Source organism: Melioribacter sp. Ez-97, from assembly GCF_051488665.1.
Taxonomy (GTDB): domain Bacteria; phylum Bacteroidota; class Ignavibacteria; order Ignavibacteriales; family Melioribacteraceae; genus Melioribacter.
The window spans coordinates 22,954-46,551 of record NZ_JBPSEG010000007.1; the positions used below are offsets into that span (position 1 = coordinate 22,954).

27 protein-coding genes are annotated in these 23,598 nt (G+C 41.7%); 19 read left to right on the top strand and 8 right to left on the bottom strand.

What is annotated here, in order from left to right:
• Complete coding sequence (locus ACSSWA_RS09275) at positions 1–642, bottom strand: DUF4159 domain-containing protein (RefSeq protein WP_437356288.1); 642 nt, start codon at positions 640–642, stop codon at positions 1–3.
• Positions 643–850: 208 nt separating this feature from the next.
• Entirely contained in the window at positions 851–1,894 is a 1,044-nt protein-coding gene (locus tag ACSSWA_RS09280; protein WP_437356289.1) for a hypothetical protein, read from the bottom strand.
• A 272-nt stretch (positions 1,895–2,166) separates the two neighbouring features.
• Between ACSSWA_RS09280 and ACSSWA_RS09285 the strand changes: the two genes are divergently transcribed.
• Positions 2,167–3,648 (top strand): M64 family metallopeptidase, encoded by a 1,482-nt coding sequence (locus ACSSWA_RS09285; protein WP_437356290.1) that lies wholly within the window; start codon positions 2,167–2,169, stop codon positions 3,646–3,648.
• 64 nt (positions 3,649–3,712) lie between these two features.
• On the top strand, positions 3,713–4,234 hold the full coding sequence (locus ACSSWA_RS09290; protein WP_437356291.1) for a type 1 glutamine amidotransferase domain-containing protein: 522 nt from the start codon (positions 3,713–3,715) through the stop codon (positions 4,232–4,234).
• 8 nt (positions 4,235–4,242) lie between these two features.
• On the opposite strand, the gene ACSSWA_RS09295 is transcribed toward ACSSWA_RS09290, so the two are convergent.
• Together ACSSWA_RS09295 and ACSSWA_RS09300 are read right to left on the bottom strand one after the other, a co-directional pair.
• Positions 4,243–5,199 carry a threonine ammonia-lyase gene (locus tag ACSSWA_RS09295; protein WP_437356292.1) on the bottom strand — a complete coding sequence of 319 codons (957 nt, stop codon included), beginning with the start codon at positions 5,197–5,199 and terminating at the stop codon, positions 4,243–4,245.
• Between the two features lie 2 nt (positions 5,200–5,201).
• Entirely contained in the window at positions 5,202–5,786 is a 585-nt protein-coding gene (locus tag ACSSWA_RS09300) for a TetR/AcrR family transcriptional regulator (RefSeq protein ID WP_437356293.1), read from the bottom strand.
• Positions 5,787–5,879: 93 nt separating this feature from the next.
• Between ACSSWA_RS09300 and ACSSWA_RS09305 the strand changes: the two genes are divergently transcribed.
• Genes ACSSWA_RS09305 through ACSSWA_RS09320 form a run of 4 tightly spaced genes read left to right on the top strand, consistent with a single transcriptional unit; the run spans position 5,880 to position 8,898 of the window.
• Positions 5,880–6,755 carry an SPFH domain-containing protein gene (locus ACSSWA_RS09305; protein ID WP_437356294.1) on the top strand — a complete coding sequence of 292 codons (876 nt, stop codon included), beginning with the start codon at positions 5,880–5,882 and terminating at the stop codon, positions 6,753–6,755.
• A gap of 10 nt (positions 6,756–6,765) precedes the next feature.
• Positions 6,766–7,269 carry a hypothetical protein gene (locus ACSSWA_RS09310; RefSeq protein WP_437356295.1) on the top strand — a complete coding sequence of 168 codons (504 nt, stop codon included), beginning with the start codon at positions 6,766–6,768 and terminating at the stop codon, positions 7,267–7,269.
• A 3-nt stretch (positions 7,270–7,272) separates the two neighbouring features.
• The gene (locus tag ACSSWA_RS09315; protein WP_437356296.1) at positions 7,273–7,470 is read left to right on the top strand and encodes a hypothetical protein; all 198 of its coding nucleotides are present in this window, start codon (positions 7,273–7,275) and stop codon (positions 7,468–7,470) included.
• A 9-nt stretch (positions 7,471–7,479) separates the two neighbouring features.
• Positions 7,480–8,898: an alpha/beta hydrolase family protein gene (locus ACSSWA_RS09320; protein ID WP_437356297.1), complete on the top strand. Its 1,419-nt coding sequence runs from the start codon at positions 7,480–7,482 to the stop codon at positions 8,896–8,898.
• Between the two features lie 25 nt (positions 8,899–8,923).
• On the opposite strand, the gene ACSSWA_RS09325 is transcribed toward ACSSWA_RS09320, so the two are convergent.
• The 4 genes from ACSSWA_RS09325 to ACSSWA_RS09340 all read right to left on the bottom strand — a co-directional run bounded on the left by ACSSWA_RS09325 (position 8,924) and on the right by ACSSWA_RS09340 (position 13,413).
• Positions 8,924–10,126: an alginate export family protein gene (locus ACSSWA_RS09325; RefSeq protein WP_437356298.1), complete on the bottom strand. Its 1,203-nt coding sequence runs from the start codon at positions 10,124–10,126 to the stop codon at positions 8,924–8,926.
• A gap of 75 nt (positions 10,127–10,201) precedes the next feature.
• Entirely contained in the window at positions 10,202–11,698 is a 1,497-nt protein-coding gene (gene nrfA, locus ACSSWA_RS09330) for an ammonia-forming cytochrome c nitrite reductase (RefSeq protein ID WP_437356299.1), read from the bottom strand.
• Positions 11,699–11,713: 15 nt separating this feature from the next.
• Entirely contained in the window at positions 11,714–12,322 is a 609-nt protein-coding gene (nrfH, locus tag ACSSWA_RS09335) for a cytochrome c nitrite reductase small subunit (protein ID WP_437356300.1), read from the bottom strand.
• Entirely contained in the window at positions 12,319–13,413 is a 1,095-nt protein-coding gene (locus ACSSWA_RS09340) for a 4Fe-4S binding protein (RefSeq protein ID WP_437356301.1), read from the bottom strand. The genes nrfH and ACSSWA_RS09340 overlap by 4 nt, the downstream gene beginning before the upstream one ends.
• Before the next feature lie 152 nt (positions 13,414–13,565).
• Here ACSSWA_RS09340 and ACSSWA_RS09345 point away from each other — a divergent pair, with 152 nt between their 5' ends.
• The 13 genes from ACSSWA_RS09345 to ACSSWA_RS09405 all read left to right on the top strand — a co-directional run bounded on the left by ACSSWA_RS09345 (position 13,566) and on the right by ACSSWA_RS09405 (position 23,572).
• Entirely contained in the window at positions 13,566–13,970 is a 405-nt protein-coding gene (locus tag ACSSWA_RS09345; protein ID WP_437356302.1) for an RrF2 family transcriptional regulator, read from the top strand.
• A 50-nt stretch (positions 13,971–14,020) separates the two neighbouring features.
• On the top strand, positions 14,021–14,221 hold the full coding sequence (locus ACSSWA_RS09350; protein WP_437356303.1) for a DUF542 domain-containing protein: 201 nt from the start codon (positions 14,021–14,023) through the stop codon (positions 14,219–14,221).
• Between the two features lie 27 nt (positions 14,222–14,248).
• Positions 14,249–14,764 (top strand): hemerythrin domain-containing protein, encoded by a 516-nt coding sequence (locus ACSSWA_RS09355; protein WP_437356304.1) that lies wholly within the window; start codon positions 14,249–14,251, stop codon positions 14,762–14,764.
• A gap of 3 nt (positions 14,765–14,767) precedes the next feature.
• The gene (locus ACSSWA_RS09360) at positions 14,768–15,235 is read left to right on the top strand and encodes a c-type cytochrome (RefSeq protein WP_437356305.1); all 468 of its coding nucleotides are present in this window, start codon (positions 14,768–14,770) and stop codon (positions 15,233–15,235) included.
• Positions 15,236–15,258: 23 nt separating this feature from the next.
• Positions 15,259–17,193: a Sec-dependent nitrous-oxide reductase gene (nosZ, locus tag ACSSWA_RS09365; RefSeq protein ID WP_437356306.1), complete on the top strand. Its 1,935-nt coding sequence runs from the start codon at positions 15,259–15,261 to the stop codon at positions 17,191–17,193.
• Between the two features lie 57 nt (positions 17,194–17,250).
• Positions 17,251–17,829 (top strand): hypothetical protein, encoded by a 579-nt coding sequence (locus ACSSWA_RS09370; protein WP_437356307.1) that lies wholly within the window; start codon positions 17,251–17,253, stop codon positions 17,827–17,829.
• The gene (locus tag ACSSWA_RS09375; protein WP_437356308.1) at positions 17,807–18,247 is read left to right on the top strand and encodes a nitrous oxide reductase accessory protein NosL; all 441 of its coding nucleotides are present in this window, start codon (positions 17,807–17,809) and stop codon (positions 18,245–18,247) included. The genes ACSSWA_RS09370 and ACSSWA_RS09375 overlap by 23 nt, the downstream gene beginning before the upstream one ends.
• On the top strand, positions 18,234–19,484 hold the full coding sequence (locus ACSSWA_RS09380) for a nitrous oxide reductase family maturation protein NosD (protein ID WP_437356309.1): 1,251 nt from the start codon (positions 18,234–18,236) through the stop codon (positions 19,482–19,484). The genes ACSSWA_RS09375 and ACSSWA_RS09380 overlap by 14 nt, the downstream gene beginning before the upstream one ends.
• A complete protein-coding gene (locus tag ACSSWA_RS09385) occupies positions 19,471–20,208 on the top strand; it encodes an ABC transporter ATP-binding protein (protein ID WP_437356310.1) in 738 nt (245 codons plus the stop codon). The genes ACSSWA_RS09380 and ACSSWA_RS09385 overlap by 14 nt, the downstream gene beginning before the upstream one ends.
• Entirely contained in the window at positions 20,174–20,962 is a 789-nt protein-coding gene (locus ACSSWA_RS09390) for an ABC transporter permease (protein WP_437356311.1), read from the top strand. Before ACSSWA_RS09385 ends, ACSSWA_RS09390 begins: the two co-directional genes overlap by 35 nt.
• A gap of 78 nt (positions 20,963–21,040) precedes the next feature.
• Positions 21,041–21,835, top strand: coding sequence for an ATP-binding protein (locus ACSSWA_RS09395; RefSeq protein WP_437356312.1), 795 nt, complete (start codon positions 21,041–21,043; stop codon positions 21,833–21,835).
• Positions 21,832–23,061 carry a DUF438 domain-containing protein gene (locus ACSSWA_RS09400; protein ID WP_437356313.1) on the top strand — a complete coding sequence of 410 codons (1,230 nt, stop codon included), beginning with the start codon at positions 21,832–21,834 and terminating at the stop codon, positions 23,059–23,061. Before ACSSWA_RS09395 ends, ACSSWA_RS09400 begins: the two co-directional genes overlap by 4 nt.
• Positions 23,051–23,572 (top strand): DUF1858 domain-containing protein, encoded by a 522-nt coding sequence (locus ACSSWA_RS09405; protein WP_437356314.1) that lies wholly within the window; start codon positions 23,051–23,053, stop codon positions 23,570–23,572. Before ACSSWA_RS09400 ends, ACSSWA_RS09405 begins: the two co-directional genes overlap by 11 nt.
• The last annotated feature ends 26 nt before the right edge of the window (positions 23,573–23,598 follow it).

Below are 23,598 nucleotides of genomic sequence, written 5' to 3' on the forward strand. Positions count from 1 at the left end.
TCAATTGATCAGAGCCCATGTAATAATATTGACGCCGAATTTCAGCGCTTCTTCTCTTTTAGCCGGCGGATCGTTATGAACTTCGGGGTCTGCCCATCCGTCGCTCGGATTCGATTCGTAAGTGTAATAGAGGCAGAGTCTGCCTTCTGCGAAAATTCCGAAGCCCCGCGGCGGTTTATTGTCGTGCTCGTGCGTTTTGGGCGGTCCGTTGAAATCGAAAACGCAATGATACAAACCGTAATCAAACGGAATTTCGACTAGTTCCTTATCGGGAAAAACTTTTTTAATTTCGCGACGGAAGCCTTTATCGAGTCCGTAGTCGTCGTCCACATAAAGAAATCCGCCGTTCGTAAGATAAGTTCTGAGCTTTCGCGCGTCGTTTTCAGAAAAGACGACATTGCCGTGCCCGGTCATAAAAAGAATCGGATAAGCGAAAATATTTCCGCTCGACAAGTCGACAAATTCATAAACCGGTTGGGTTTCGATAAAAGTATTTTCTCCGATGAATTTAAGTAAATTTACTTCTGCCGAGGGATCGTTGTACCAGTCGCCGCCGCCGTTGTATTTTAATCTTCCGATTTTCAGTTCCTGCGCCGAACAGACTGCGACAAGAAGAAACATAAGAATTGCCGTTTTTCGCATAACAATCGATTTTTATTTGATTTCTAAAATAAATATTTATTGAGTTAATATATAGACCAATCGGTTTCCGTATTAGAATTTTAACGAGTTTGAGGAAAGAAATTCAAGTTGATGATCTGTTGCCGGGAGGGTTTAATTAATTAAAGCGAGCGGTCTTCTCGCATATATCACAAAAAAGTATATTGATTACAAAGGAGATATGAAGGATTTACCTGCCGCGCCATACTATTGTTTTTGTAATGCCGTCTACGTTTCCATATCCTGCAATGACGGTTTGGTAGCCGTTCGTCCAGACGCGCCAATAAGTAAATGTGGGATCATCTGTAATTAAAAATTGGCTTAGATTTATCCATAATGCGCCGTCGTAAAATAAAACCTTTTTGTAATCGCCTACGGCAAACAAATAATCTTCATTTATGCCATATACATCATTAATAGCGCCGTTAACGTCTTTTATTTTTATAGATGTACCATTCTGATATTCCCAAATTCCTCCCAACCCGAAGGAATAAAGTTTATTAAAATCGCTTGCATACAAACCTCTATATCCCCATTTAATAACAGATGAAGGTGAATCGAGAGTCATAGAATCTTCTATAGCCCAATTATCAATATTTCCGGAAATAAAGAAGTACTTTTCAATAAGAGTGTTTTGGTTAGTAGAAGTGGCAAGAATAAAAATTTTGTTGTTATACTCTTGAATGCTTTTTAGGAAATAACTTACGGAATAGGGGAAGAAAATTTTAATAGTATCGACAGACCAGGTTTCTGAAGACTGTGAATATTTAAGGACGACGCCGTTTCTGCCGCAAGCCCAAATGTTCCCTTCTTCGTCTGTCGTCATATCAAGTATAGCTCCTGTGACGCCCATATCGTCAACTCTGTTCCAATTAAATCCGTCAAAGTAGCCGATATAAATATTGTTTGAATAACCGCCGGCCCATAATCTGTTGTAGTTATCGTATGTAAGGGAGAAAATACCGCCGGCAATTTCATGAGCTAAAGACCATTTGTCGCCGTCGAAATGCATAAATTGAGCGTGCCCTACCCAGGTAGCCAACCAGATATTATCGGGAGCGATAACAGTTAAATCTTCCGGTAGAACTTGTATAGCGTATTCGGGTACGGGGAGAGTGTCGGTCGTCCATGTCATCTCTTTTGGATGCTTGAAAGGTGGATTTGAATCTGTAGTAGAATCGTTACAACTTATTAATCCCCCAATAATGCAAATGATAATCATAAGTTTACGCATTGTAAATTACCTTATTATTTACAGACGAGAATAGTCTTGGAGAAACGGATGACGTAATACGGTAATCTGTCTTTTTCTGTTCTGCTCCCCTCTTATGCGAGCAACTTAAATAGATTAATGCTTAATTTCAATAAAAAATTTATTTTTTTTCTTATAGAGATTTTTAAACTGCAAATTGCAGATTTTATTTTGCAGGGAATTTTCGTTTTGATTTGATTAATTTTTACGACTGATTATAAACTTTATTTTTAAAAAATTGCGGGAATAAAATCATGAGAAAATTATTAAGCGTTTTATATTTTGTTGTTTTTTGCGTGGTGTCGATTAACGCGCAAACCGAATTCGAAAAATACTTTGAAGACAAAACTATGCGGATCGACTACCACCATACAGGCGATTCGGAAAGGGAATTTGTGAGCTTAGACAGAATTTATGTTTACGGCGTCTGGGCAGGCGGAATGGTTAATCTGATTGACCGCTTCGACAACGGCGCCTATTATTACAAAATTTACGACGCCGAAGAAGACAAGCTGATCTATTCGAAAGGATTCGACAGTTATTTTAAGGAATATCAAACCACGGAAGAAGCCGCTTCGGGAATTTTGAGAACGTATCACGAAAGCGCAATTATACCCGCTCCAAAAAAGAAAATTAAATTCGTTCTCGAAAAACGCGACCGCTCGAACCGGCTCAACGAAATTTATTCGACCGTAATCGATCCGGAAGACGTTACTGTTGTCAAAAAGGAATTTGCCGACAGCGGGGCGAAAATAATCAAATCGCACGTAGCCGGCGGACCGCATGAATGTCTGGATGTTTTGATTCTGGGTGACGGATACTCAATTAAAGAAGAAGAAAAATTCCGGAAAGACCTGAACCATTATACCGAATTAATGATGAATTTTCCGCCTTACAATCAATTCAAGGACAAAATCAATATAACCGGAATTTATAAAGCTTCCGAAGAAAGCGGAATCGACGAGCCGGGAGCCGGAATATTTAAGAATAATCTGCTCGGAACCACTTTCTATTCGCTCGGTTCGGAGCGCTACGTTTTGACCGAAGACAATAAAGCAATGAGAGACCTGGCGGCTCTTGTACCCTACGACGCAATTTATATTATGTGCAATACCGAAAGATACGGAGGCGGAGGCATCTATAATTTTTACTGCACTTTTACTTCCGACAATCAATTCAGCGATTATATCTTTTTGCATGAATTCGGACACTCCTTCGGCGGACTCGCCGACGAATATTATACCAGCTCGGTAGCTTACAACGAATTCTATCCGAAAGGAATTGAACCGGTAGAGCCGAATATAACCCGGCTGCTCGATAAAGATAATCTTAAATGGAAATCGCTTTTGAGTCCGGGAATCGAACTGCCGACGCCGTGGGAAAAAGAAGAATTCGACAAGATGGATTTACAATGGCAGAAGGAACGCGCCGAGCTAAACAAACAAATTGCCCGGTTGAAAAAAATTAAAGCTCCCGCGGAAGAAATAATTAAATTGCAGGAAGAATATAACAGGAAGGACAAAGAACACAGCGCCGAAGTCGACAAATACCTGCGCAATTCAAAGTATTGGAACAAAGTCGGCGCTTTCGAAGGCGCGGGATATTCGTCTAAAGGAATGTACAGACCGATGCTCGACTGTCTGATGTTTTCCAAAGGAACAAAACCGTTCTGCAAAGTGTGCGAAGAACATATCAAAAAGGTAATCGGATTTTATACCGACAATGTACTGAAATGAACTTTTCTGCGACGCGGCTGATTTATATGAATGATTATTAATAATTATTTGAAAGGAAAGAATTATGCTCGACGGTAAAAAGATTTTAATGTTCGTAGACGATGTATACGAAGACCTCGAATTGTGGTATCCAAAACTCAGAATGATTGAAGAAGGCGCCCGGGTGACTGTGGCGGGACCGGAATCCGGAAAAATATATCGCGGAAAAAACGGGTATCCGTGTAAAGCCGACGTATCGTACAACGACGTTGAAGAAAAGGATTTCGACGGATTGATAATTCCCGGCGGCTTTGCGCCCGATAAATTGAGACGCGTCGAAAAAGTGCTCGATTTAACGAGACGGTTTCACGAAAACGGCAAGCTTGTGGCGCACATTTGCCACGCCGGATGGATTCCGATTTCGGCAAAAATAATGAAAGGTTTCAGGTGCACTTCAACGCCGGGCATTAAAGACGACATCGAGAATGCCGGAGCGGTATGGATTGACGAACCCGTTGTTGTCGACAGACACATGATATCGAGCAGAAGACCGGACGACCTGCCGGTGTTTTGCAAGGCGATAATCGATTTTATGAGCAGCCGGTAAATTTACGGTTATGAATTCCACGGGAGGCGATTCAAGTCCGCATTGCCTCCCGATAATATACAAACCACTTTTTTCCCCTCGAAGAAGATTTGATTTTCCCGGATTGCAGCCAGAGTTATAGCGGCTGAAGGTTCCACTATAATTTTCATCCTTTCCCAGATCAATCTCATCGACTCGATTACCGATTCGTCGCTGCAGGTAATAATTCTTTCCGCGTTGTCTTTGATGATTTGGAATGTCTTGTCGCACAGTTGCGTTAACAAGCCGTCGCAAATTGTTTTGGGATTGACCGAAGGATGAATATAACCGTCGCGAATCGAGCGGTAAGCGTCGTCGGCGCCTTTCGGTTCGGCTCCTATTACTTTTACCGAAGGCGAAAAATACTTTGCCGAAAGGCATGTTCCGCTCAGCAATCCTCCGCCGCCTACGGGAGCTATAATATAATCGGCGTCTTTAACTTCTTCGAATATCTCGAGCGCGCAGGTAGCCTGCCCAGCGATGATCGAATAATTGTCGTAAGGATGGATTAGCGTCGCCCCGGTCTTTGCAATTACCTCCTCAACTTTTTCGATTCTCGATTTCAAATTCGGCTGACAAAAAAAGATTTCGGCGCCGTAGGTATGAACGGCGTCTTTCTTGATTTTGGGCGCGGTCTCGGGCATCACAATATACGCTTTTGCGTTTAATAATTTCGCCGATAGCGCCAATGCGGCGGCGTGATTGCCCGAAGAATGAGTGGTTACTCCTTTTTCCAATTCCGCTTTCGATAACGATCGCAAACTGTAATAAGCTCCTCTGAATTTAAATGCGCCCGCCTTTTGGAAGTTTTCGCATTTGAATAAAATCGTACAGCCGAACATCGAATTAATTGCCGACGAAGAAAGGAGCGGTGTTCTGTGGGCTTTCTCTTTGATTATACCTGCGGCTGCGAGAATATCTTCTTTTGATGGTATGCCCGTTAGCACTTTTATCTCCGTTTTATGTTTTGCCAGAAAAAACGCGCGTGTTTACGCGCTGAATCGAAAACCGATTTGTCAAACGGCGGCGTATTCAATTTTTCGAGCCGGATAAAAAACAATGGCGACAGATATTCTTCCGTAAGAAAATCGACGTCCCCCTCGATTAATTTGTTCTTCTTCATTTCGGTCAGGATTAATTTAACTATTTTTCTCGTCTCTTCGAAAAGGATCGACGAGGAAATCTTAAAGCCGCCGATATTCCTCGACCGTTCGGAAAGTATAATCCGCATGAATTTTACTTCTTCGGGCGAAGACCATCTTTTTATTAACTCTTCAGCCAGCCCGACAAAAAAATCGACCGGCTCGGAAAGTTTATCGAGCAATTTTTCGCCGAGTATTTCTCTTTCTGAATTCAGGCGCGAATAATCTTTAATAAGATGAATTAAAATTTCCTCTTTTGAGCGGAAGTGGTTATAGATGGAACTCTCCCGTATGCCAGCTTCTGCGGCGATTTGCCTTATCGAAGTTGCTGCATATCCCCGCTCCGCAAATAAATTTAAAGCCGAAGAAACTATTTTTTCGCGTGTTTTCATAATACGAACGTTCGTTAGTTTAAATATAGCAAAATTTCTCTTGACTTCAAGATATTAAAGTGATATCATTGCAATATCACATTGGGAGGGACCATGGAAAAAGTAGCGGAAAAAAACGCCATTAAATTAAACGGCTATTTGATGGCTGTCGTTTATCTTGTTTTGTTTCTTCTTACTCTCTACTTATTCGGTAGTTACACCAAACATCCCGAAGGCGAAAAACTTCTTGCGTTCATTATCCTGGTAGCCATAGTTGCAATTTACCCGCTTGGATTCATAATTATTCAACCGAACGAATCGAAAGTGCTGATATTGTTCGGTAAGTATACCGGTACGGTAAAGAACTCGGGTTTCTGGTGGGTAAATCCGTTGACCGCCAAGAAGAAAGTATCGTTGCGAATTCACAATTTTAACAGCGACGTTATTAAAGTAAACGACCTCGACGGAAATCCGATCGAAATTGCCGCGGTAATAGTATGGCGCGTAATCGATTCCGCGCGCGCCATTTTCGACGTTCAGAATTACGAACAATTTGTGGCAATTCAAAGCGAGACGGCAATTAGAGCTCTTGCCACGGAATATTCCTACGACAGCGGAGACGACAATACGATGTCCCTGCGCACAAGTCAAAACGAGATTTCGGAACGATTAAAAACCCACATTCAACAGCGGCTCGATATAGCGGGAGTCGAGATACTCGAAGCGCGAATAAGTCATCTGGCGTACGCGCCCGAAATTGCGCAAGCAATGCTGCGGCGTCAACAGGCGCAAGCGGTAGTTGCGGCGCGTCAAAAAATTGTCGAAGGCGCCGTCGGAATGGTCGATATGGCGCTGAAAACTCTGAGCGAACAACATATTGTCCAGCTCGACGAAGACAAAAAAGCCACTATGGTCAACAATTTAATGGTGGCTCTTGTATCCGAAGTTCAGGCTCAGCCCGTTATTAATACCGGCACGTTGTATCAATAAAAACGTTACCATGAAAAAGGAATATAAATTCGAAAAAGGAATGCAGTTCACGATCAGTCAACCGTCGCTTATCAGGAATTATCTGGAAATCAAACGCTCGGATGAGACGGTTGCGATCTTAAAAGCTATTAATCTTTTCAAGAACGACGTTTTGCTCGAAGGCGAATGGGGCGAGTGGGAATTTTACAGAGAAAGCGTCTTGAAAAGCGAAATTTCGATTCGCCCCTGCGGATACGAACTGCCGACGGCGTTTTTTCAAAAAGAATTTTTTAACTGCGGCGGAACTCTTAAATTGCCAAGGGGTCTTCATTTTTATATTCAATTGCATCCTTTCAAAAAATATCACGAACTCCTTTACGGCAACGAAAGATTGATTTTGTATAAACAAAAGAGTAGCATTAAGAAAAAGAAACTTGAAATTATTATTGAAAAAGAGAACGACAAATTAAACAAAAATCCCTGGGTCGCCGCTTTTCCGGTATATTTGATTCAGGCGTCTAGAAATAATTTATAAGATATGGCCGACAAAAAAAAATTTCTGCTTCGGATAGACGATAAAATTTATGCGGCTCTGGAAAAATGGGCTGCCGACGATTTGAGGAGCATTAACGCTCAAATTGAATATCTTCTTAAAGAAGCCCTCAAAAAAAATAATCGTCTCCGGGAAACAAACGGCGGCGACGAAACGACTAACAGTATGAAAACCGAAGAATAAGAGGGAAGAATGAAGAAAATAATATGCGCGCTGATTTTGTTGAGCTTTTGCGGACTGAACGCACAAAACGAAAGCGTTAAATACGATTCGTTTTGGCAGGGCAATTTGAAATTCGGGCAAACGTCTCTTAAAGTTGTTTTGAAAATTTTCAAAACCGAAGATGGTAATCTTTCCGCTCATTTGGACAGTCCCGACCAGGGAGCGGTTAATATTCCTGTGACAGAAATAAATATTACGGACGACAGCCTTATGTTTTCCGTCGCGTCAATCGGAGCTTCGTACAAAGGTGCTTTTGAAAAAGGCGGAGAAAAAATAACCGGGGTTTTCAAGCAGGCGGGCTACAATCTTCCTCTTCAATTGGAGAAAACGGAAAAGGCGGTCGAAGTAAGAAGACCGCAAAATCCGAAAAGACCTTTTCCTTATATCGAAGAAGAAGTTGTTTTTGAAAATAAGTTCGATAAAATAAAACTTGCAGGAACGTTAACGTTGCCGGAAAGTAACGGAAAATTTCCCGCCGTTGTTTTGATTTCGGGATCCGGTCCCCAGGACAGAGACGAAACGATTTTCAACCACAAACCGTTTTTGATTATATCCGACTATCTGACCCGCAACGGGATCGCGGTATTGAGATACGACGATCGCGGAGTCGGTAAATCCGAAGGCGTTTTTTCTTCAGCCACTACGGAAGATTTTATGAAAGACGCTCTTGCTGCCGTCGAGTATCTTAAGACAAGGAAAGAGATCGACGGCGATAAAATCGGATTGATCGGACACAGCGAGGGCGGATTGATTGCTCCGATGGCGGCGGCTTCGTCGGACGACGTTAAATATCTTGTTCTCCTTGCGCCGCCGGGAATTCCCGGAAAAGATTTGATCCCGCTTCAAACCGAATTGATAATGAAAACTCAGGGAGTCGACAGTTCGACAATTTCGCGTACTGTTACTCAGTTGAAAACAGTATTCGAAATCATTGCCAATTCTTCCGACAGTCTTACGGCTTATAAAAAATTAGAAGAACTCTATAAAAACGAAATCGCCGATTTGTCCGAAGAAGAAAAGAATAAACCGGAAAACGGTATTGAAGCATTTGAAAGAAAAGCAAAAACGTATTTGAGTCCGTGGTTTCGGTTTTTCCTTAAATACAATCCTTCCTGGGCGCTCGAAAACGTAAAAATTCCTGTGCTGGCATTGTGGGGCGGTAAAGATTTGCAGGCGCCTCCGAAAGAAAACATGCCTGCATTGAAAAAATCGCTTGAAAGCGCCGGCAACAAGCGGGTTAAAACTGTCGTCTGTGAACAATTGAATCATCTATTACAAAAGTGCAATACGGGTCTGCCGTCGGAATACGGATCAATCGAAGAAACAATTTATACGCCCGCGCTCGAAATGATTGGAGATTGGATTAAACAAACCGCCGGAGCGAAATAAACGCTCCGACGGATTTAATAAATTATCAGAGATTTACGGTAGTCATTAAATAGAACCAAGACGATGTATCCTCGCCCCGCATTTTCTTGAAGATTGCGCCCGGGGCAAACAAAGAAGCTCCTGCTTGTATGTCTACGTATTCGTTGTAATTATATTTAACCGTCAAATCCGCCTCTGTCCCGAAATCGTAAGAAGAACCGCCCGTATAAACATATTCCTCGACCGAACGGAAAATGTGATAATTAAGGGAAACATTTAAGTCTTTTACCGGGGCTATGCCGCATTTAAGAACGATGTCGGATATGCCGAGATTGTAAGCGTCGTTGTTCAAATTAATAAAATAATCCATGTAGCCGAAAAATTTATGTCCCGTAGGATAGAGCGAAACATAAGCTTTGTAATCGTTGTCGAGCGGGTTGTTATCCCCGCTGGCGTAATCGTACTGGATGCCGATAAACGGTTTTAGTGAATGGGAAAAAGTATAATTTGCGTTGAATGAAAATGTCATTGCGCTGACGTCCTGTTCTCTGCCGTTAATCAATGCGGAACCCGTTTGATATCCGAAGTCGATTTCGTGTTTTAAATTCTTCAGGTTTCCGCTTATATAAAATCCTAAAGTCGCTCTGTCGAGGTAATTTGTCGGATTAACTCGCTGCCATATAACAAAAGGTTGTATCTTGTATTTTTTGAAAAGGAACAAATCTCCCATCAATGCATAAATGTTTTGATCTAGCGAATCGGCGGGGTTGAAGCGTTCGTATTCTCTTGCGGCAATTAAGTCGGCGTTAAAGAGGCAGCTTTTGAAAGTCAATACGCCGCCGTCGAACGAGCGTCCGACATTATGCCAGCCTACCGGTCCTAAAAATCTTTCCGAGCCGTATTTCAATTCCATCCTTCCCACTTTAACGTCTACGGGCAGGTCGAACAGGTTGTTTATTTTGAAAAAGATTTGATGGACGTCGAGGTTTTTTGAATTGCTGAGCGTCGATGCTTCTTCGCCGAATATCCTGGAATCCTGAAGTTGAACGTAAGCGCTTACGTCGTCGGAGGCTTTAAGACTCAATCCGAGCCTAGACCTCAATGCGGTAAACGTATTCGGATTCGTAGACGAGTTGAAATCTTTGTTGTCGATTTCAAAGCGGGGTCTAATCTGAAGGTCGAATTTGTAAATACTTTGCGCGTTTAGAATAAAGGGAAGCGCGATCAAAATAAATAACAGTTTTTTCATTTTTATTGCTCCTCGGTTTAAATAAAATTGTCGGTTTAATTAAAAGGAGCGGATTGCTCCGCTCCTTGTAACCTGTTAATATTTTTTCAATGTGCCCTGGCGTTCTTTGGCAATTTTATCCCACTCCACAGCGGTAGTTTTCAGAAATTCTTCTTTGTCGGCTTCGAGGGCTTTCATGTCGAGACCGATATATTTCTGGGCTTTCTCTTTTGTTGAAATGTCTGGCAGCGCAACCGGATAGTTGACTCCGTGTTTGATAAGAACGGCTGCAATTTCCCTGCGAGCTTCCTCGGCTTTTTGAATTGCGGTGCCCAGAACTCTCAGAGCTTCAACCGGAGAATGAAATCCCATTCCGTTTGCCGCGGCAGCCCAATCCCATCTCCACTGAGCGTGCCGTATTAATTTGAGAGCGTTTTTCATTTCGGCTTCGGTTGCTCCGTTATCCCATGCAATCTTGGCTTCGATATGCGCGGCAGCCAGAGCTTTCTCGGCGTATCTTCTTAATTCGTGAATTCTGTCCTGACGGTCATAAACATTCTTGATTAAACTCTCGGTCTTTTCTCTGTGACAGACCTGGCAAGAGTTTTCCACATTGTTCAACGGGCTCTGAATGTGGTGATCCGTGAATTTAACTCCGCCTTCGGTTTTATACGGCATATGACAATCTGCGCACGATACGCCCCTTTCAGCGTGTATGCCTGTCATGAAAAGTTCGTAGTCGGGATGTTGAGCTTTTAACATCGGGGCTTTGCTCAATGCATGAGTCCAATCGGAAAACTCGATTTCGTCGTAATATTTTTCCATGTCGTCGACGCTGAATCCTTTGTCCCACGGAAACGTAAGATACTGCGAGCCTTCCACTTTTGTTTTGTCGAAATAATATTCCACGTGGCACTGAGCGCAAACGAGCGAACGCATTTCGTTGTGGCTGAAACTTTCGATGTCTTTACCCTGACGTTGAAAAGCTTCGATAAGCGCCGGGCGCGTAATTCTCAAATCCATTGTCTTCGGGTCGTGACAGTCCTGGCATCCGATAGGATTAACGAATTCATGTCCTTTGTCGATCCATTTCCCTTTGTAAAATTCGGCGACTCCGTCTCTTGCCATAACGCGCGGGACGTCGGTGCTTTTGCACGTCCAGCAGGTTGAAGGCATGGGACTTACTTTATTGCCTCCTGTTCTTAGAGTGTTTCGGATATCTTTGATAGCATAAGCATGTCCTCTCGGCGTTTCGTAATCTTTCGAAAATCCGTATCCCGCCCACATTATAACCAGTTCGGGAGCTTGTTCGAGATAGTCGCGCGTTACGGAACCGGCATACTTGCTTGCAAAGTTTGTGTCGAGAGTTTTCAAATAAGTTTCGTATTCGCGCGGGTAATTTTCGCCCCACACTTCGTTGCGGGGTTCCCAATCGGCAATCGGTTTTACCGTCTGAAGAGTAAACGACTCGCTTCTTCTTTCGACTATCGAAGAAGCAAAAAGCCCGATAAGAAATACAACAACAACGGTTGCAAAAAATATTAGCCATGCAACCCACGGTTTCGCTTTGATTATCTCTTGAATTGGTCTCATATTTTCCCCGTTTTTTTATTTGATAATTTCTTTGTCTTCTAAAATCCACTCGGCAATCGGTTTTAATTTCGGAGTTCGCGCATATGGAGTGGAAGAAAGGCTGTGGACTTTGCCGTGCGGAGTTTCGCGGTGGCATTCCCAACAGTATCTTTCCGTCTGGTCTGCTACGCTGCGGTTGTTGATTGCTCTCAAAGCAATCGGATGTATTTGATTTGTATGGCATCTTATGCAATTTTCCTGAACGGCTTTTTTGCCCGCCTCTTTAATCTGAATAACCTGGGGCTCCATTCTTAGAGTGAAAATTGTAGCGTGTCTTAAACCGTCGTTAGCTTTGAACCAGAGCTTTTCGATTATGTTGTTTTGCGGCACGTGGCAGTCGTTGCATGTGGTTACTTTGCCGTGACTACCCCTCTGCCAGGTTGCGTATTCGGGATTCATAACGTGGCAGTTTACGCAAACCTCCGGATCGTCGGACAGATATGATACTGCGTTGGAAACATAGAGGATATGAAATCCGAGCCCGGTAAATATGCCGAGCATGAGAATAACCGGAAATTTCCAGTTGTCCGGCGGAGTCAGAAATTCGAGAAGTTTTTTGAAAATAGACTTTTTTCCGTTGTTCATTTATTAACTCCGGTTTCTGATTCTTTGTTTAATTTCTCAATGTCCGCGGTGCTAGTCGGATGACCCAAATTGTCGATTTGTTCGTGTAAAATAATGTATTCCTTTCCGGAAATATTATTTTTCCAATGCCCTGTGAGAATGCCGATTCCTGTTATTGCAATATATGTAGTTATAACGGCTAATACCACAATTTTTTTTGAAATTTTTTTGTTCGTTGCTTTTGTCTGGACATAGAGCGTATCTGCCACGGGGCAGGCGTCCACACAGCTCAGGCACATTGAGCATTCGTCGGAGCGCACCGTTTCTACTTTATCCACTTTTATGAATGAAGGGCAGGCTTTGGCGCAAAGACCGCAATCGATGCAGCTTTTTGCCTCCCTTTTTATTTTTAAAGGGCTCAGAAAAGAAATTATGCCGAGCAGAGCTCCGTAGGGACAAAGATACCGGCACCAGAAATTCCTGATGAAAATCGACAGGATAAACAATACTGCAATTACGGTTAACGAAAATCTGCTGATATTGGCAAAGAAATAATACATTTTAATATCGGCTACGATATTATATGGTCCGTCGAGGAAAGCCTTGAGCGCGGTTATTGTCATCGAAAAGAAAATGGCATACACAAAGAAACCGAGCAGAAGATATTTAAGGGAACGCAACGGGTAGTCGATAAACCGCGGCAGTTTGATTCTTTTTTTAAATAATTTATACCAAATTTTTTCGCCGAAGTCTCCGATTGTTTCGGAGAGAAAGCCGATGGGACAAAGCCAGCTGCAAAAAGATTTTCCCACGACGAAAGATACGCCGACGATAGCCAGAAAAATAAAGAATCCTGCCGGGTGCGCCGGATGAATTTCGCCTGTAGCGAAAAAGTAGTAAACGCTCATCAATGCGCTTATCGGCAAAAACCCTTCCACTCCCGCGGGACGCGAAGATACCATCTCGGGATTTCCCGCTTCCAGGGATTTGACGAACACAGTAAATTCAACGCCAATCCAGATGCAGAGCAGTGCGAAAAGTACCTGAACGGCAAATCTATATTTTTGAACCGCCTCCTCGGCGTTTCGTATTATTTTTTTCTTTTCCCTCATGACAGTCCTTTCATTATATAAACAGACTTTAAATTCCGATATTAAATTTATACTCCGTTTCTTTCAATGTCAATAAAAAAATTAAAAAGATAAAATATCCTTGACAAAAGAATAAAAAGTTCCTAATTTGAAACAGAATAAAAATTCTGATTATGATGCTGCTTAATAGTAAAATAAGGTACGGTATAAGAGTCCTTTTTTATCTGATGGAAATCGGGCGGGACGAGGTATTTACCGCCGCGGAAATTTCCAGACAGTTACGATTGCCCAAGGAATTTATTTCCAAGATTATGCAAATACTGTCGTACGAAGGGATATTAAATTCAAAAAAAGGAAAAGGCGGAGGTTTCTATCTTGCCGCCGACCCTTCGGATGTCAGTTTCGAAAAGGTCTTCAAAGCGCTCGGATACGACGAACATATAAGCGAGTGTATTTTCGATATGAAAGAATCGTGTAATAGAAATTCATGCCCGTTCTGTACAGAGTGGAAGAGTTTTATAGCGGATTTTAATAATACTATCAAGAATTATTCAATTACAGGCGAAAGAATAACATAAAATTTTTTACATCAAAATCGGACATAATATACCGATATAAAGGAGGCGGCATGACGGTTGAAGATTTGAATAAGCCCGTCGCCGAGTTCGTAAAAGAAAATATCGAATCGGCGAAATTATTCGAAAAATATTCGATTGATTACTGTTGCGGTGGGAATCAATTATTAGCCGAGGCGCTGGAGGAAAAAGGGATTGAACCTGAAAATTTTATAAATCAATTAATGCCTTTTGTTGAAGATAAGGTTAAATAGAAAAAAGAGACGATAGACTTCCTTGGTATGGAGCCGGATAAACTTTGCGTTTATATAGTGGATAAGCATCACGGTTATCTGTATGAAAAACTTCCTGTTATAAATGAACTTATTCGTAAAGTAGTTAACGCACACGGCGAGAAATACGGATATCTGAATGAATTGAAAAAAGAGTTCCGACTTTTGTCGGAGGAGTTAAACGGTCATATGGCAAAAGAAGAGCGAGTTCTTTTTCCTTTGATAAAATATCTTGTAGAAACCAAAAAGTTGGGCGAAAAACCGAAAACAAGAGGTTATGGCACCATCAATAATCCAGTTGCTCAAATGGTCAGAGAACATGACCTGGCTGCAGAGAGACTTTCTGTATTTAAAAAGATCACGGATAATTATAAACTGCCGGCAGACGCCTGCACAACATTTTCGCTTCTTTACGAATGCCTGAAAGAATTCGAGTATGATCTTCATCTTCATATCCATTTGGAAAATAACATCTTGTTTCCCAAATCGGTCGAACTGGAAAATCAATTAATTAACAGGAGATAAAAAATGAAAAATATTTCTGTCGTTTTACTGTTAGCCGTTCTGGTCTTAAATGCCTGCGGATCGGAAGACAAAAATCAGCCGAGCGATACGGCAAAAGAAAAATTAGCCGCAAAATTCGGACTTACTGTTTTCGAATATGAAAACGGCATAGGCCCTGTAAAAGAAAAAATTAACGTGCCCGAAACTATCGATCAGATAATGGCCAGGAGCGGCAAGGAAATTTTCGAAGCAAAATGCACTCAATGCCATAAATTGAACGAAAGATACACGGGTCCCGCATTGGGAGATGTGACCAAGAGAAGAACTCCCGAGTATATAATGAACATGATTCTAAATCCCGCTGAAATGACGCAAAAACACCCCGAAGCCAGAAAATTACTGGGGCTCTACGCTACTCAGATGACTTTTCAAAATGTAACCAAAGAAGATGCGCGTAAGATTTTGGAATACCTTCGCTCGGTAGCTAATTAATAAATTAATTAATTGGAGAAGCTATGAAAACATTAAGTAAAATAATATTATTGCTGGCGGTTTCCCTTGCGCTTGTCAATTGCACAGGAAACAAGCAAGAAGGAGATTTCTCTAAAGCCGCTTCAAAAGTTTATGTTGCGCCCGGACAATACGACGAATTCTATGCGTTTATGTCGGGCGGTTTTAACGGACAGCTTTCTGTTTACGGATTACCATCGGGAAGGTTATTCAAAATAATAAGCGTATTTGCTCAAAATCCCGAAACCGGATACGGTTATTCGGAGGAAACAAAACCGATGTTGATGACTTCTTACGGTTTCGTTCCGTGGGACGATGCGCACCATCCGGAACTGTCGCAAACAGACGGCGTTCCCGACGGCAGATGGATTTTCATCAATGCCAACAATACCACTCGTGTGGCAAGAATCGACCTGTCTTCTTTCGAAACCGCCGAAATACTTGAGATTCCGAATTCAGCCGGGAATCACGGTTCGCCGTTTGTAACCGAAAACACCGAATATGTTATAGCTTCCACCCGATTTAGCGTTCCCATACCCAACAGGGACGTATCAATCGATTCCTATAAAGAGAACTTCAAAGGCACGCTTTCTTTCATAAAAGTTGATCCGGAAAAAGGCAATATGGATATCGCTTTCCAGATACTCGTTCCGGGATTCGATTATGATTTGGCGCATGCGGGGAAAGGACCTTCTCACGGATGGGCTTTTTTCACTTCGTATAATAGCGAACAGGCAAATACGCTTTTAGAGATCAACGCCTCGCAAAACGATAAAGACTTTATTGCCGCCGTAAACTGGAAACTTGCCGAGAAATATCTGGCGGAAGGGAAAGCAAAAAAAGTAAATACGGAATACTATCGCAACTATTTCGACGAAGAGAAACATCAAGCTATTTCGGAGAAAAGATCGAGCGTTTATATTCTTAATCCAAAAGATTGTCCCGGCCTTATTTATTACTTGCCGACGCCCAAATCTCCGCACGGAGTCGATGTTGACCCGAGCGGCGAATATATAGTCGCGGGCGGCAAACTTGCAACCGTTATTCCGGTTCATTCGTTTTCGAAAATGCTTAAAGCTATAGAAAATAAAGAATTCGAAGGCGAAATAGACGGCATCCCGATTCTTAAATACGAATCAGTTATAGCCGGCGAAGTTGAAAATCCGGGATTGGGACCGCTTCATACGGAATTCGACGGCAAAGGCTACGCTTATACTTCCGCGTTTATTTCCTCTGAAATTGTAAAGTGGAAACTCGGAACATGGGAAGTAGTCGATAGAATTCCGACTTATTATTCGATCGGTCATCTTATGATTCCCGGGGGCGACAGCAAGAAGCCGTGGGGTAAATACGTCGTTGCTTTGAACAAAATTACAAAAGACAGATACTTGCCAACCGGTCCCGAATTGTGCCAGTCCGCACAATTAATCGACATCTCGGGCGATAAAATGGAGTTACTGCTCGATTTCCCGACCGTAGGCGAGCCGCATTATGCTCAGGCAATCCCCGCTGATATCTTGATTAAAAGAAACAAAAAAATTTATGAACTTGAAAAAAATTCGCATCCGGCTAAAACGGCGAGCGAAAAAGAAGCCAGAGTGGAAAGAAAAGGAAATGAAGTTCATATTTATATGACCGCAACCAGAACTCATTTTAAGCCGGATAATATCGAAGGAGTAAAAGTCGGCGATAAAGTTTATTTTCACATTACCAATTTAGAGCAGGATTGGGATATACCGCACGGTTTCGCCGTAAAAGGACTGAATAATTCCGAACTTCTGATTATGCCCGGTCAAACAAAGACGATAGTATGGAATCCAAAGCAGGCAGGAGTATATCCTTTTTATTGCACCGATTTTTGTTCGGCGCTTCACCAGGAAATGCAGGGATATATTAGAGTGTCGGGCGCGGGCAGCGGCGCTAAGTTAAGCTATAATTAATTTTTTTAGCCGGGCTGGCTCTGATGCGTCAGCCCGGATTTTTTAAACGGTGGTAAGATGATATCAAAAAAATCACAATACATATTATTAATATCAACATTGTTGTTGATTGCGACATATTTTGTGCCGATATGGAAAATTGATTTGAGCGCTCCTCAGTACCCCGAAGGAATCGGATTGAGAATATGGCTCGACAAAATTACGGGATTAAATGATTATGACCTCGATAACATCAATAAATTAAATCATTACATCGGCATGAAAATTATCGAACCGGATTCTATTCCCGAGTTGAAAATTATGCCTTTTATAGTGGCGTTTTTTATCGCGCTCGGACTAATTGCTTTTATTATGCGCAGAAGAATTATGATTTATCTCTACGTTTTTTTGATGGCGGCTGTCCTTTTGTTCGGTTTATACGATTTTTATAAATGGGAATACGATTACGGGCATAATCTTAATCCGGATGCGCCAATTAAAGTTCCCGGTATGACTTATCAACCCCCGTTAATCGGAACAAAACAACTTCTTAATATGAGAACAACCTCTCTTCCTGATATGGGAAGTTATATAATAGGATTGTCAATCTCGGGTTTTATAGGAGTTTTGATATATGAAAAAAGATTTAGCGGTTAAATTAATTCTATCGCTATTATTATTGATCGGAGGATGCGGCAAATCTCCCGAACCGATTGATTATGGAAATATCGATTGCGCTTATTGTCAAATGACAATTTCCGACCCGAAATTCGGGGCGGAGCTTATTACACACGCCGGGAAAAAATATTTTTTCGACTCGTCGGAATGCCTGGCTGCTTATATAATTTCCAATGACGCGGAATATCATTCCGCCTGGGTTGCCGATTATAACAAACCGGGAAATCTTATAGAAGTAAACGAAGCACTTTTCATAATAGACGCCGGCATAAAAAGTCCTATGGGGCTCGGCATTGCAGCTTTTGACAGCGGAGCTGTAAATAACTCCGGTTATAGCTCCGGCAAGTTAGTCAAATGGGAAAGTGTAAAAAAATACGTCAAAGATGAATGGCTTTAATATTATAATTTTATTGTTGATTGTATTGGCGTCTTTGGGTCAATCCTCCGGAAAAGTATTGACGGTGGGGAGTAACGAAAAATTCAAAAAAATTTCCGACGCCTTGAAATACGCAAACAATTACGACACAGTAGTCGTAACAAAAGGCGTTTATAAGGAAGGCTCGATAACCATCGACAAAAAAATTACTCTTCTGGGCAAGGATTATCCCGTTCTCTCCGGCGAAGATCAATACGAAATCATGAAGATAAGTGCATCTGGCGTAATAGTGAGAAATCTGGAATTCAGAAATGCAGGAGTAAGTTTTATTCACGACAACGCGGCACTTCGTCTCGACAGCGTATCTAATTGCGTGATTGAGAACAATAGATTTACCGACAATTTTTTCGCAGTATATCTGGCGCGCTCGAGCAATTGTAAAATTATTAATAATGTTATTGTCTCTTCGAACAAAAGCCAAACCCACTCCGCCAACGGCATTCATCTCTGGTATTGTAAAGATATAGTAATTGAAAATAATTTTATTCAAGGACACCGGGACGGGATTTATTTTGAATTCGTGCGCAATAGCCGCGTGGTAAATAATATTAGCAAAAATAACTTGAGGTACGGTCTCCACTTCATGTTTTCCGACAGTTGCCTTTACGCAAAAAATAAATTTATGAACAACAGAGCCGGAGTGGCGGTAATGTTCACGCGGAGCGTTACTATGGAAAAAAATGAATTTGTCGATAATTGGGGCGCGGCGTCCTATGGTTTGCTGCTTAAGGAAATATACGACAGCGAGATAAAGTATAATAAATTTATCGGCAATACGTGCGGCGTCTATTACGAATCGTGCGCCAGAGTAAAAGCTACAAAGAATTTATTTTCTAAGAACGGTTGGGCGATAAAATTGATGGCAAATTCGATGGATAACAGCTTCGTATCAAATAATTTTGTCAACAATACTTTCGATGTATCGACAAACAGCGTTCGCAATTATAATCATTTCGAATCTAATTATTGGAGTAAGTACGAAGGGTACGACTTGAATAAAGACGGTTACGGGGACGTTCCTTACAGGCCTGTAAATCTTTTTTCATACATTGTAGTTAAAAACCCAACAACATTGATTTTATTACACAGTCTGTTTGTTAAACTGCTCGATTTATCCGAAAAAATATTTCCGGCTTTAACGCCGGCTGAACTACAAGATAAAACGCCGAGGATGAAAAAATATTATGATATTGATTGATTCGGTTTCAAAAAATTTCGGTAATTTAAAAGCGCTTGATAACGTTTGCCTGAAGGTTGAAAAAGGAAGCATGACTTATCTAGTAGGTCCTAACGCGTCGGGCAAGTCCACTCTTATTAAGATTATACTGGGATTGGTAAAACCTTCATGCGGCCGAGTTCTCGTTAACGGAACAAAGCTAAACGGAGATTCCGATTACCGGAATTCGATCGGTTATATGCCTCAAACCGCTAATTTTCCCGATAATCTCAGCATAAAAGAGATATTTGATATGATAGCGGAAATTAGGTCCGTCAAATCTTTTATCGATAACGAGTTAATTGAAACGTATAACCTTTATAAAGAATTCGACAAAAAACTGAAGCATCTTTCAGGCGGAACAAAACAAAAAGTGAACGCCGCCATAGCCTTTGCGTTCAACCCGGATATCTTAATCCTTGACGAACCGACAGCCGGTCTCGATCCGTATGCAAGCTCCGTTCTCAAAAACAAGATTTTAAAGGAAAACAAACGGGGAAAGACAATTATTTTTACCTCGCATATTCTCAAAGATCTGCAGGAATTGGCGCGGGAAATAGCGCTCCTCGTAAACGGGAAAATCGTCCTTTCGGGTAATATCAACGACATTATTTCGAACAACGGCGTCGATCTTGAAGAAAAAATTATTAGCATTATGAAGGACAATCTGTATGCTGACAATCAAAGTGGTCAAATATCAGTTTAACGATATACTCAGAAGCAAGTGGCTGATAATTTATACGTTGTTTTTTATGTCTTCCACTTACGGATTGCTGTATTTTAGCGGAACCGGACATAAATTTGTGTTGAGCGTCGGAAATATATTCCTTTTTATTGTGCCTTTTATTTCGATTGTATACGGCGCAATCTATATGTACACTAGCAGAGAGTATATAATTTTTATGCTTTCTCAACCCATCAAAAGACATACTTTGTTTTTGGGATTATATTTGGGAGTCGCGCTCGCTCAGGTTGTCAGCTTGACGGCAGGCGTCGCATTGCCGCTTGTCTTTTACTATTCGTCGCTTAAAGAGGCGATGGACAATTTGCAGGTAATGATTTCGCTCGGAATCTTCAATATACTCATTTTTACTTCATTGGCTTTTTTGATTTCGACGTTCATAGAAAATCGGCTGCTCGGGCTGGGCGTCTCTATCTTTTTATGGTTAGCTTTTGCAATATTATTCGACGGCGTTCTTATGACTCTTTTGTTTGTCTTTAGAGATTATCCGATGGAAAAACCGTCGGCGTTTTTATCGCTCCTCAATCCGATAGATATTGGCAGATTGACTCTTATGATGCAGCTTGATGTTTCAGCTTTAATGGGTTATACCGGAGCGGTTTTCAATAAATTCTTCGGATCAGCTTTGGGTTTGATTGTGGCGCTGGCGGATATGATTGCCTGGTCGCTTTTTCCCTTCCTTCTGGGATTGAAAAGATTCATAAAAAAAGATTTTTAAAAGAATACGATTTTTCATTTGCAGAGAAAAATAAATTTTCGTTAATTTATAATCGGAATAAATAATCTGTTTTTAATTATGATAAGAGAAATAATAAAAATAGACGAAGAGCTCTGCGACGGTTGCGGCAATTGCGTGCCGGAATGCCGGGAAGGAGCTCTGCAGATAATCAACGGCAAAGCGCGGCTTATAAGCGATCTTTTTTGCGACGGACTGGGCGCGTGCATCGGGCATTGCCCCACCGGCGCGCTTACTATCGAAAAAAGAGAAGCCGAACCGTACGACGAACGCAAGGTTATGGACTATATTGTTCGCGGCGGTTCGGAGGTAATCAAAGCGCATCTTGTTCATCTCAAAGAACACGGTCAATACGACTATCTAAGCGAAGCCGTGGCATATCTCAACGAAATGGGAATTGAAATTCCGAATATCAGCGCGCATTCCGAAGATTTTAAAGGAGAGAAAATTGAAACCTCCGTCTTGAAGCAATGGCCGATACAAATGCATCTCGTATCGCCGCTTGCGCCCTATTTCGTTAATTCAGACCTGTTGCTTTCAGCCGATTGCTGCGGTTTTGCGCTCGGGGATTTTCACAGCCGCTTTCTGAAAAAGAGAAGCCTTGCAATCGCATGTCCAAAACTCGATTCGAACAAACAGGTTTATCTCGAAAAACTGATTGCAATGATTGAACAAGCTAAAATAAAATCGATAACGGTTTTGATTATGGAAGTTCCGTGCTGCGGCGGTTTATTGAAAATTGCTCAGCAGGCGGTCGAATTTTCGAGCAGACGCATTCCAGTTAATGCCGCAGTTATAAGTACGGACGGTAGAATTTTGAAAGAAATAAACGTAATCGAAAGGGAAACAATATGAGCGAGTTGATAAACAACAGCAGAAGCAGAGTAGAAGAACTTAAAAATCTTATCAGAGAAATACATAAGGGAAATTCGGTCGAAGAAACAAAAAAGAAGTTAATCGAAAAACTCGGAACCGTGCCCTACGGAGAGGTTGTCCAGGCGGAAGAAGAGCTTATCGACGAAGGCATGGAACGCGAAGAAATTTTGAAATTTTGCGATCTCCATACCGAAGCTCTTAAAGGCAATCTCAGGGCTGAGTTTTCGAAGCCGATTCCGGAATATCATCCGGTAGATATTTTCATTAATGAAAACAGAGAAATAGAGAAAGTTATCGAAAGGATAAGACGCCTGTTTTACGAAGCGCGTAAAAGAGATAAAAGTGAAAATGCCGGCGATCTGTTGAAGGCGTTGCACGAAGAATTCAACCTGTTGATGGATATCGAAAAACATTATCTTAAAAAAGAAAACCTTCTCTTTCCCTATATGGAAAAACACGAAGTGACAGGTCCTCCGATGGTTATGTGGGGAAAACACGATGAAGTCAGGTCTTTCTTAAAATCGTGCTTTCCCCTTTTTGAAAACGAGAAAGAAGCGACCGCCGAAGTTGTAACCGGATTTATCGATTTGATGTTCGAGCCGACAATTAAATCCATCGAAGAAATGATTTATAAAGAAGAGAATATTCTTTTCCCGATGTGCGTCGATTTGCTTAATGAAATCGAATGGTACGAAATCTCCTCGCAGTTCGACGAAATCGGTTACTGCCTCTATTCCCCGGATGGGAAATGGGAGCCCGGATTCGAAATTAATAACGCAAAAAACGCGCAAAACGATAAAGTGAAATTCGAAAACGGATCTCTCAGCCAGGAAGAACTCGAAGGAATTCTAAATACGATTCCAGTCGATATTACGTTTGTCGATAAAGACGACAAGGTTAAATTTTTCTCGCACGGGGGCAATCGCATTTTTCAACGGCCCAAAGCGGTGCTGGGACGTCAGGTTCAGTATTGTCATCCGCCCTCCAGCGTGCATATCGTTAACCAAATACTCGAGGATTTCAAATCGGGAAAACAAAACTCCGCAAAGTTCTGGATTAATTTCCACGGTATGTATGTTCATATCGCATACTATGCCGTAAGAAATTCCAAAGGCGAATATCTCGGCACGCTCGAGGTAACTCAGGATATTAACGAATACAAAAAACTTGAAGGTGAAAGGAGAATTTTGCAATATGACAACTGAAAAATGCGACATTACTCCGAATACGATTGTGGGCGATTTGCTGCGGGATTATCCCGAGCTCGAAGATAAACTGATTGAAATTGCTCCGGTATTCAATAAACTGAAAAATCCCGTTCTCAGAAAAACAGTGGCAAAAGTCGCCACTTTGAAACAAGCGGCTCAAATCGCGGGTATGCCCGTTGCAGTTTTAATTAATAAATTGAGAGAAGCCGTTAATATGGAACAAATTCAGATTGAACAGGATTCTGAGGGGAAGACAATAAAGCCCGGGTGGGTCGACAAAGGCAAAATTGTCATCGAATACGACGCCTCGCTCGACATTGAAAACGGACTGCATCCCGCCGCAAAAGTGACTAAAGAAATTACGAATCTGAAAGAAGGCGAGATTTATTTGTTGATAACTCCGTTCTTACCCGCTCCTTTAATTAAAATAGTGGAAGAAAAAGGATATAAAACTTACAGCGAAAAATTGAACGAAAATACCTGGAATACATACATCGGTAAACAATAATCCGATTCGCATATAAATAAACAGCC

Coding starts and splice junctions, on each gene's coding strand:
- ACSSWA_RS09370 (WP_437356307.1), top strand. CDS start 17,251: ATGATATCAAAAAAATCACAATACATATTATTAATATCAACATTGTTG.
- nosZ (WP_437356306.1), top strand. CDS start 15,259: ATGAAAACATTAAGTAAAATAATATTATTGCTGGCGGTTTCCCTTGCG.
- ACSSWA_RS09300 (WP_437356293.1), bottom strand. CDS start 5,786: ATGAAAACACGCGAAAAAATAGTTTCTTCGGCTTTAAATTTATTTGCG.
- ACSSWA_RS09290 (WP_437356291.1), top strand. CDS start 3,713: ATGCTCGACGGTAAAAAGATTTTAATGTTCGTAGACGATGTATACGAA.
- nrfA (WP_437356299.1), bottom strand. CDS start 11,698: ATGAGACCAATTCAAGAGATAATCAAAGCGAAACCGTGGGTTGCATGG.
- ACSSWA_RS09400 (WP_437356313.1), top strand. CDS start 21,832: ATGAGCGAGTTGATAAACAACAGCAGAAGCAGAGTAGAAGAACTTAAA.
- ACSSWA_RS09345 (WP_437356302.1), top strand. CDS start 13,566: ATGATGCTGCTTAATAGTAAAATAAGGTACGGTATAAGAGTCCTTTTT.
- ACSSWA_RS09375 (WP_437356308.1), top strand. CDS start 17,807: ATGAAAAAAGATTTAGCGGTTAAATTAATTCTATCGCTATTATTATTG.
- ACSSWA_RS09310 (WP_437356295.1), top strand. CDS start 6,766: ATGAAAAAGGAATATAAATTCGAAAAAGGAATGCAGTTCACGATCAGT.
- ACSSWA_RS09360 (WP_437356305.1), top strand. CDS start 14,768: ATGAAAAATATTTCTGTCGTTTTACTGTTAGCCGTTCTGGTCTTAAAT.
- ACSSWA_RS09385 (WP_437356310.1), top strand. CDS start 19,471: ATGATATTGATTGATTCGGTTTCAAAAAATTTCGGTAATTTAAAAGCG.
- ACSSWA_RS09340 (WP_437356301.1), bottom strand. CDS start 13,413: ATGAGGGAAAAGAAAAAAATAATACGAAACGCCGAGGAGGCGGTTCAA.
- ACSSWA_RS09275 (WP_437356288.1), bottom strand. CDS start 642: ATGCGAAAAACGGCAATTCTTATGTTTCTTCTTGTCGCAGTCTGTTCG.
- nrfH (WP_437356300.1), bottom strand. CDS start 12,322: ATGAACAACGGAAAAAAGTCTATTTTCAAAAAACTTCTCGAATTTCTG.
- ACSSWA_RS09380 (WP_437356309.1), top strand. CDS start 18,234: ATGAATGGCTTTAATATTATAATTTTATTGTTGATTGTATTGGCGTCT.
- ACSSWA_RS09305 (WP_437356294.1), top strand. CDS start 5,880: ATGGAAAAAGTAGCGGAAAAAAACGCCATTAAATTAAACGGCTATTTG.
- ACSSWA_RS09395 (WP_437356312.1), top strand. CDS start 21,041: ATGATAAGAGAAATAATAAAAATAGACGAAGAGCTCTGCGACGGTTGC.
- ACSSWA_RS09320 (WP_437356297.1), top strand. CDS start 7,480: ATGAAGAAAATAATATGCGCGCTGATTTTGTTGAGCTTTTGCGGACTG.
- ACSSWA_RS09350 (WP_437356303.1), top strand. CDS start 14,021: ATGACGGTTGAAGATTTGAATAAGCCCGTCGCCGAGTTCGTAAAAGAA.
- ACSSWA_RS09285 (WP_437356290.1), top strand. CDS start 2,167: ATGAGAAAATTATTAAGCGTTTTATATTTTGTTGTTTTTTGCGTGGTG.
- ACSSWA_RS09390 (WP_437356311.1), top strand. CDS start 20,174: ATGCTGACAATCAAAGTGGTCAAATATCAGTTTAACGATATACTCAGA.
- ACSSWA_RS09325 (WP_437356298.1), bottom strand. CDS start 10,126: ATGAAAAAACTGTTATTTATTTTGATCGCGCTTCCCTTTATTCTAAAC.
- ACSSWA_RS09280 (WP_437356289.1), bottom strand. CDS start 1,894: ATGCGTAAACTTATGATTATCATTTGCATTATTGGGGGATTAATAAGT.
- ACSSWA_RS09315 (WP_437356296.1), top strand. CDS start 7,273: ATGGCCGACAAAAAAAAATTTCTGCTTCGGATAGACGATAAAATTTAT.
- ACSSWA_RS09405 (WP_437356314.1), top strand. CDS start 23,051: ATGACAACTGAAAAATGCGACATTACTCCGAATACGATTGTGGGCGAT.
- ACSSWA_RS09355 (WP_437356304.1), top strand. CDS start 14,249: ATGGAGCCGGATAAACTTTGCGTTTATATAGTGGATAAGCATCACGGT.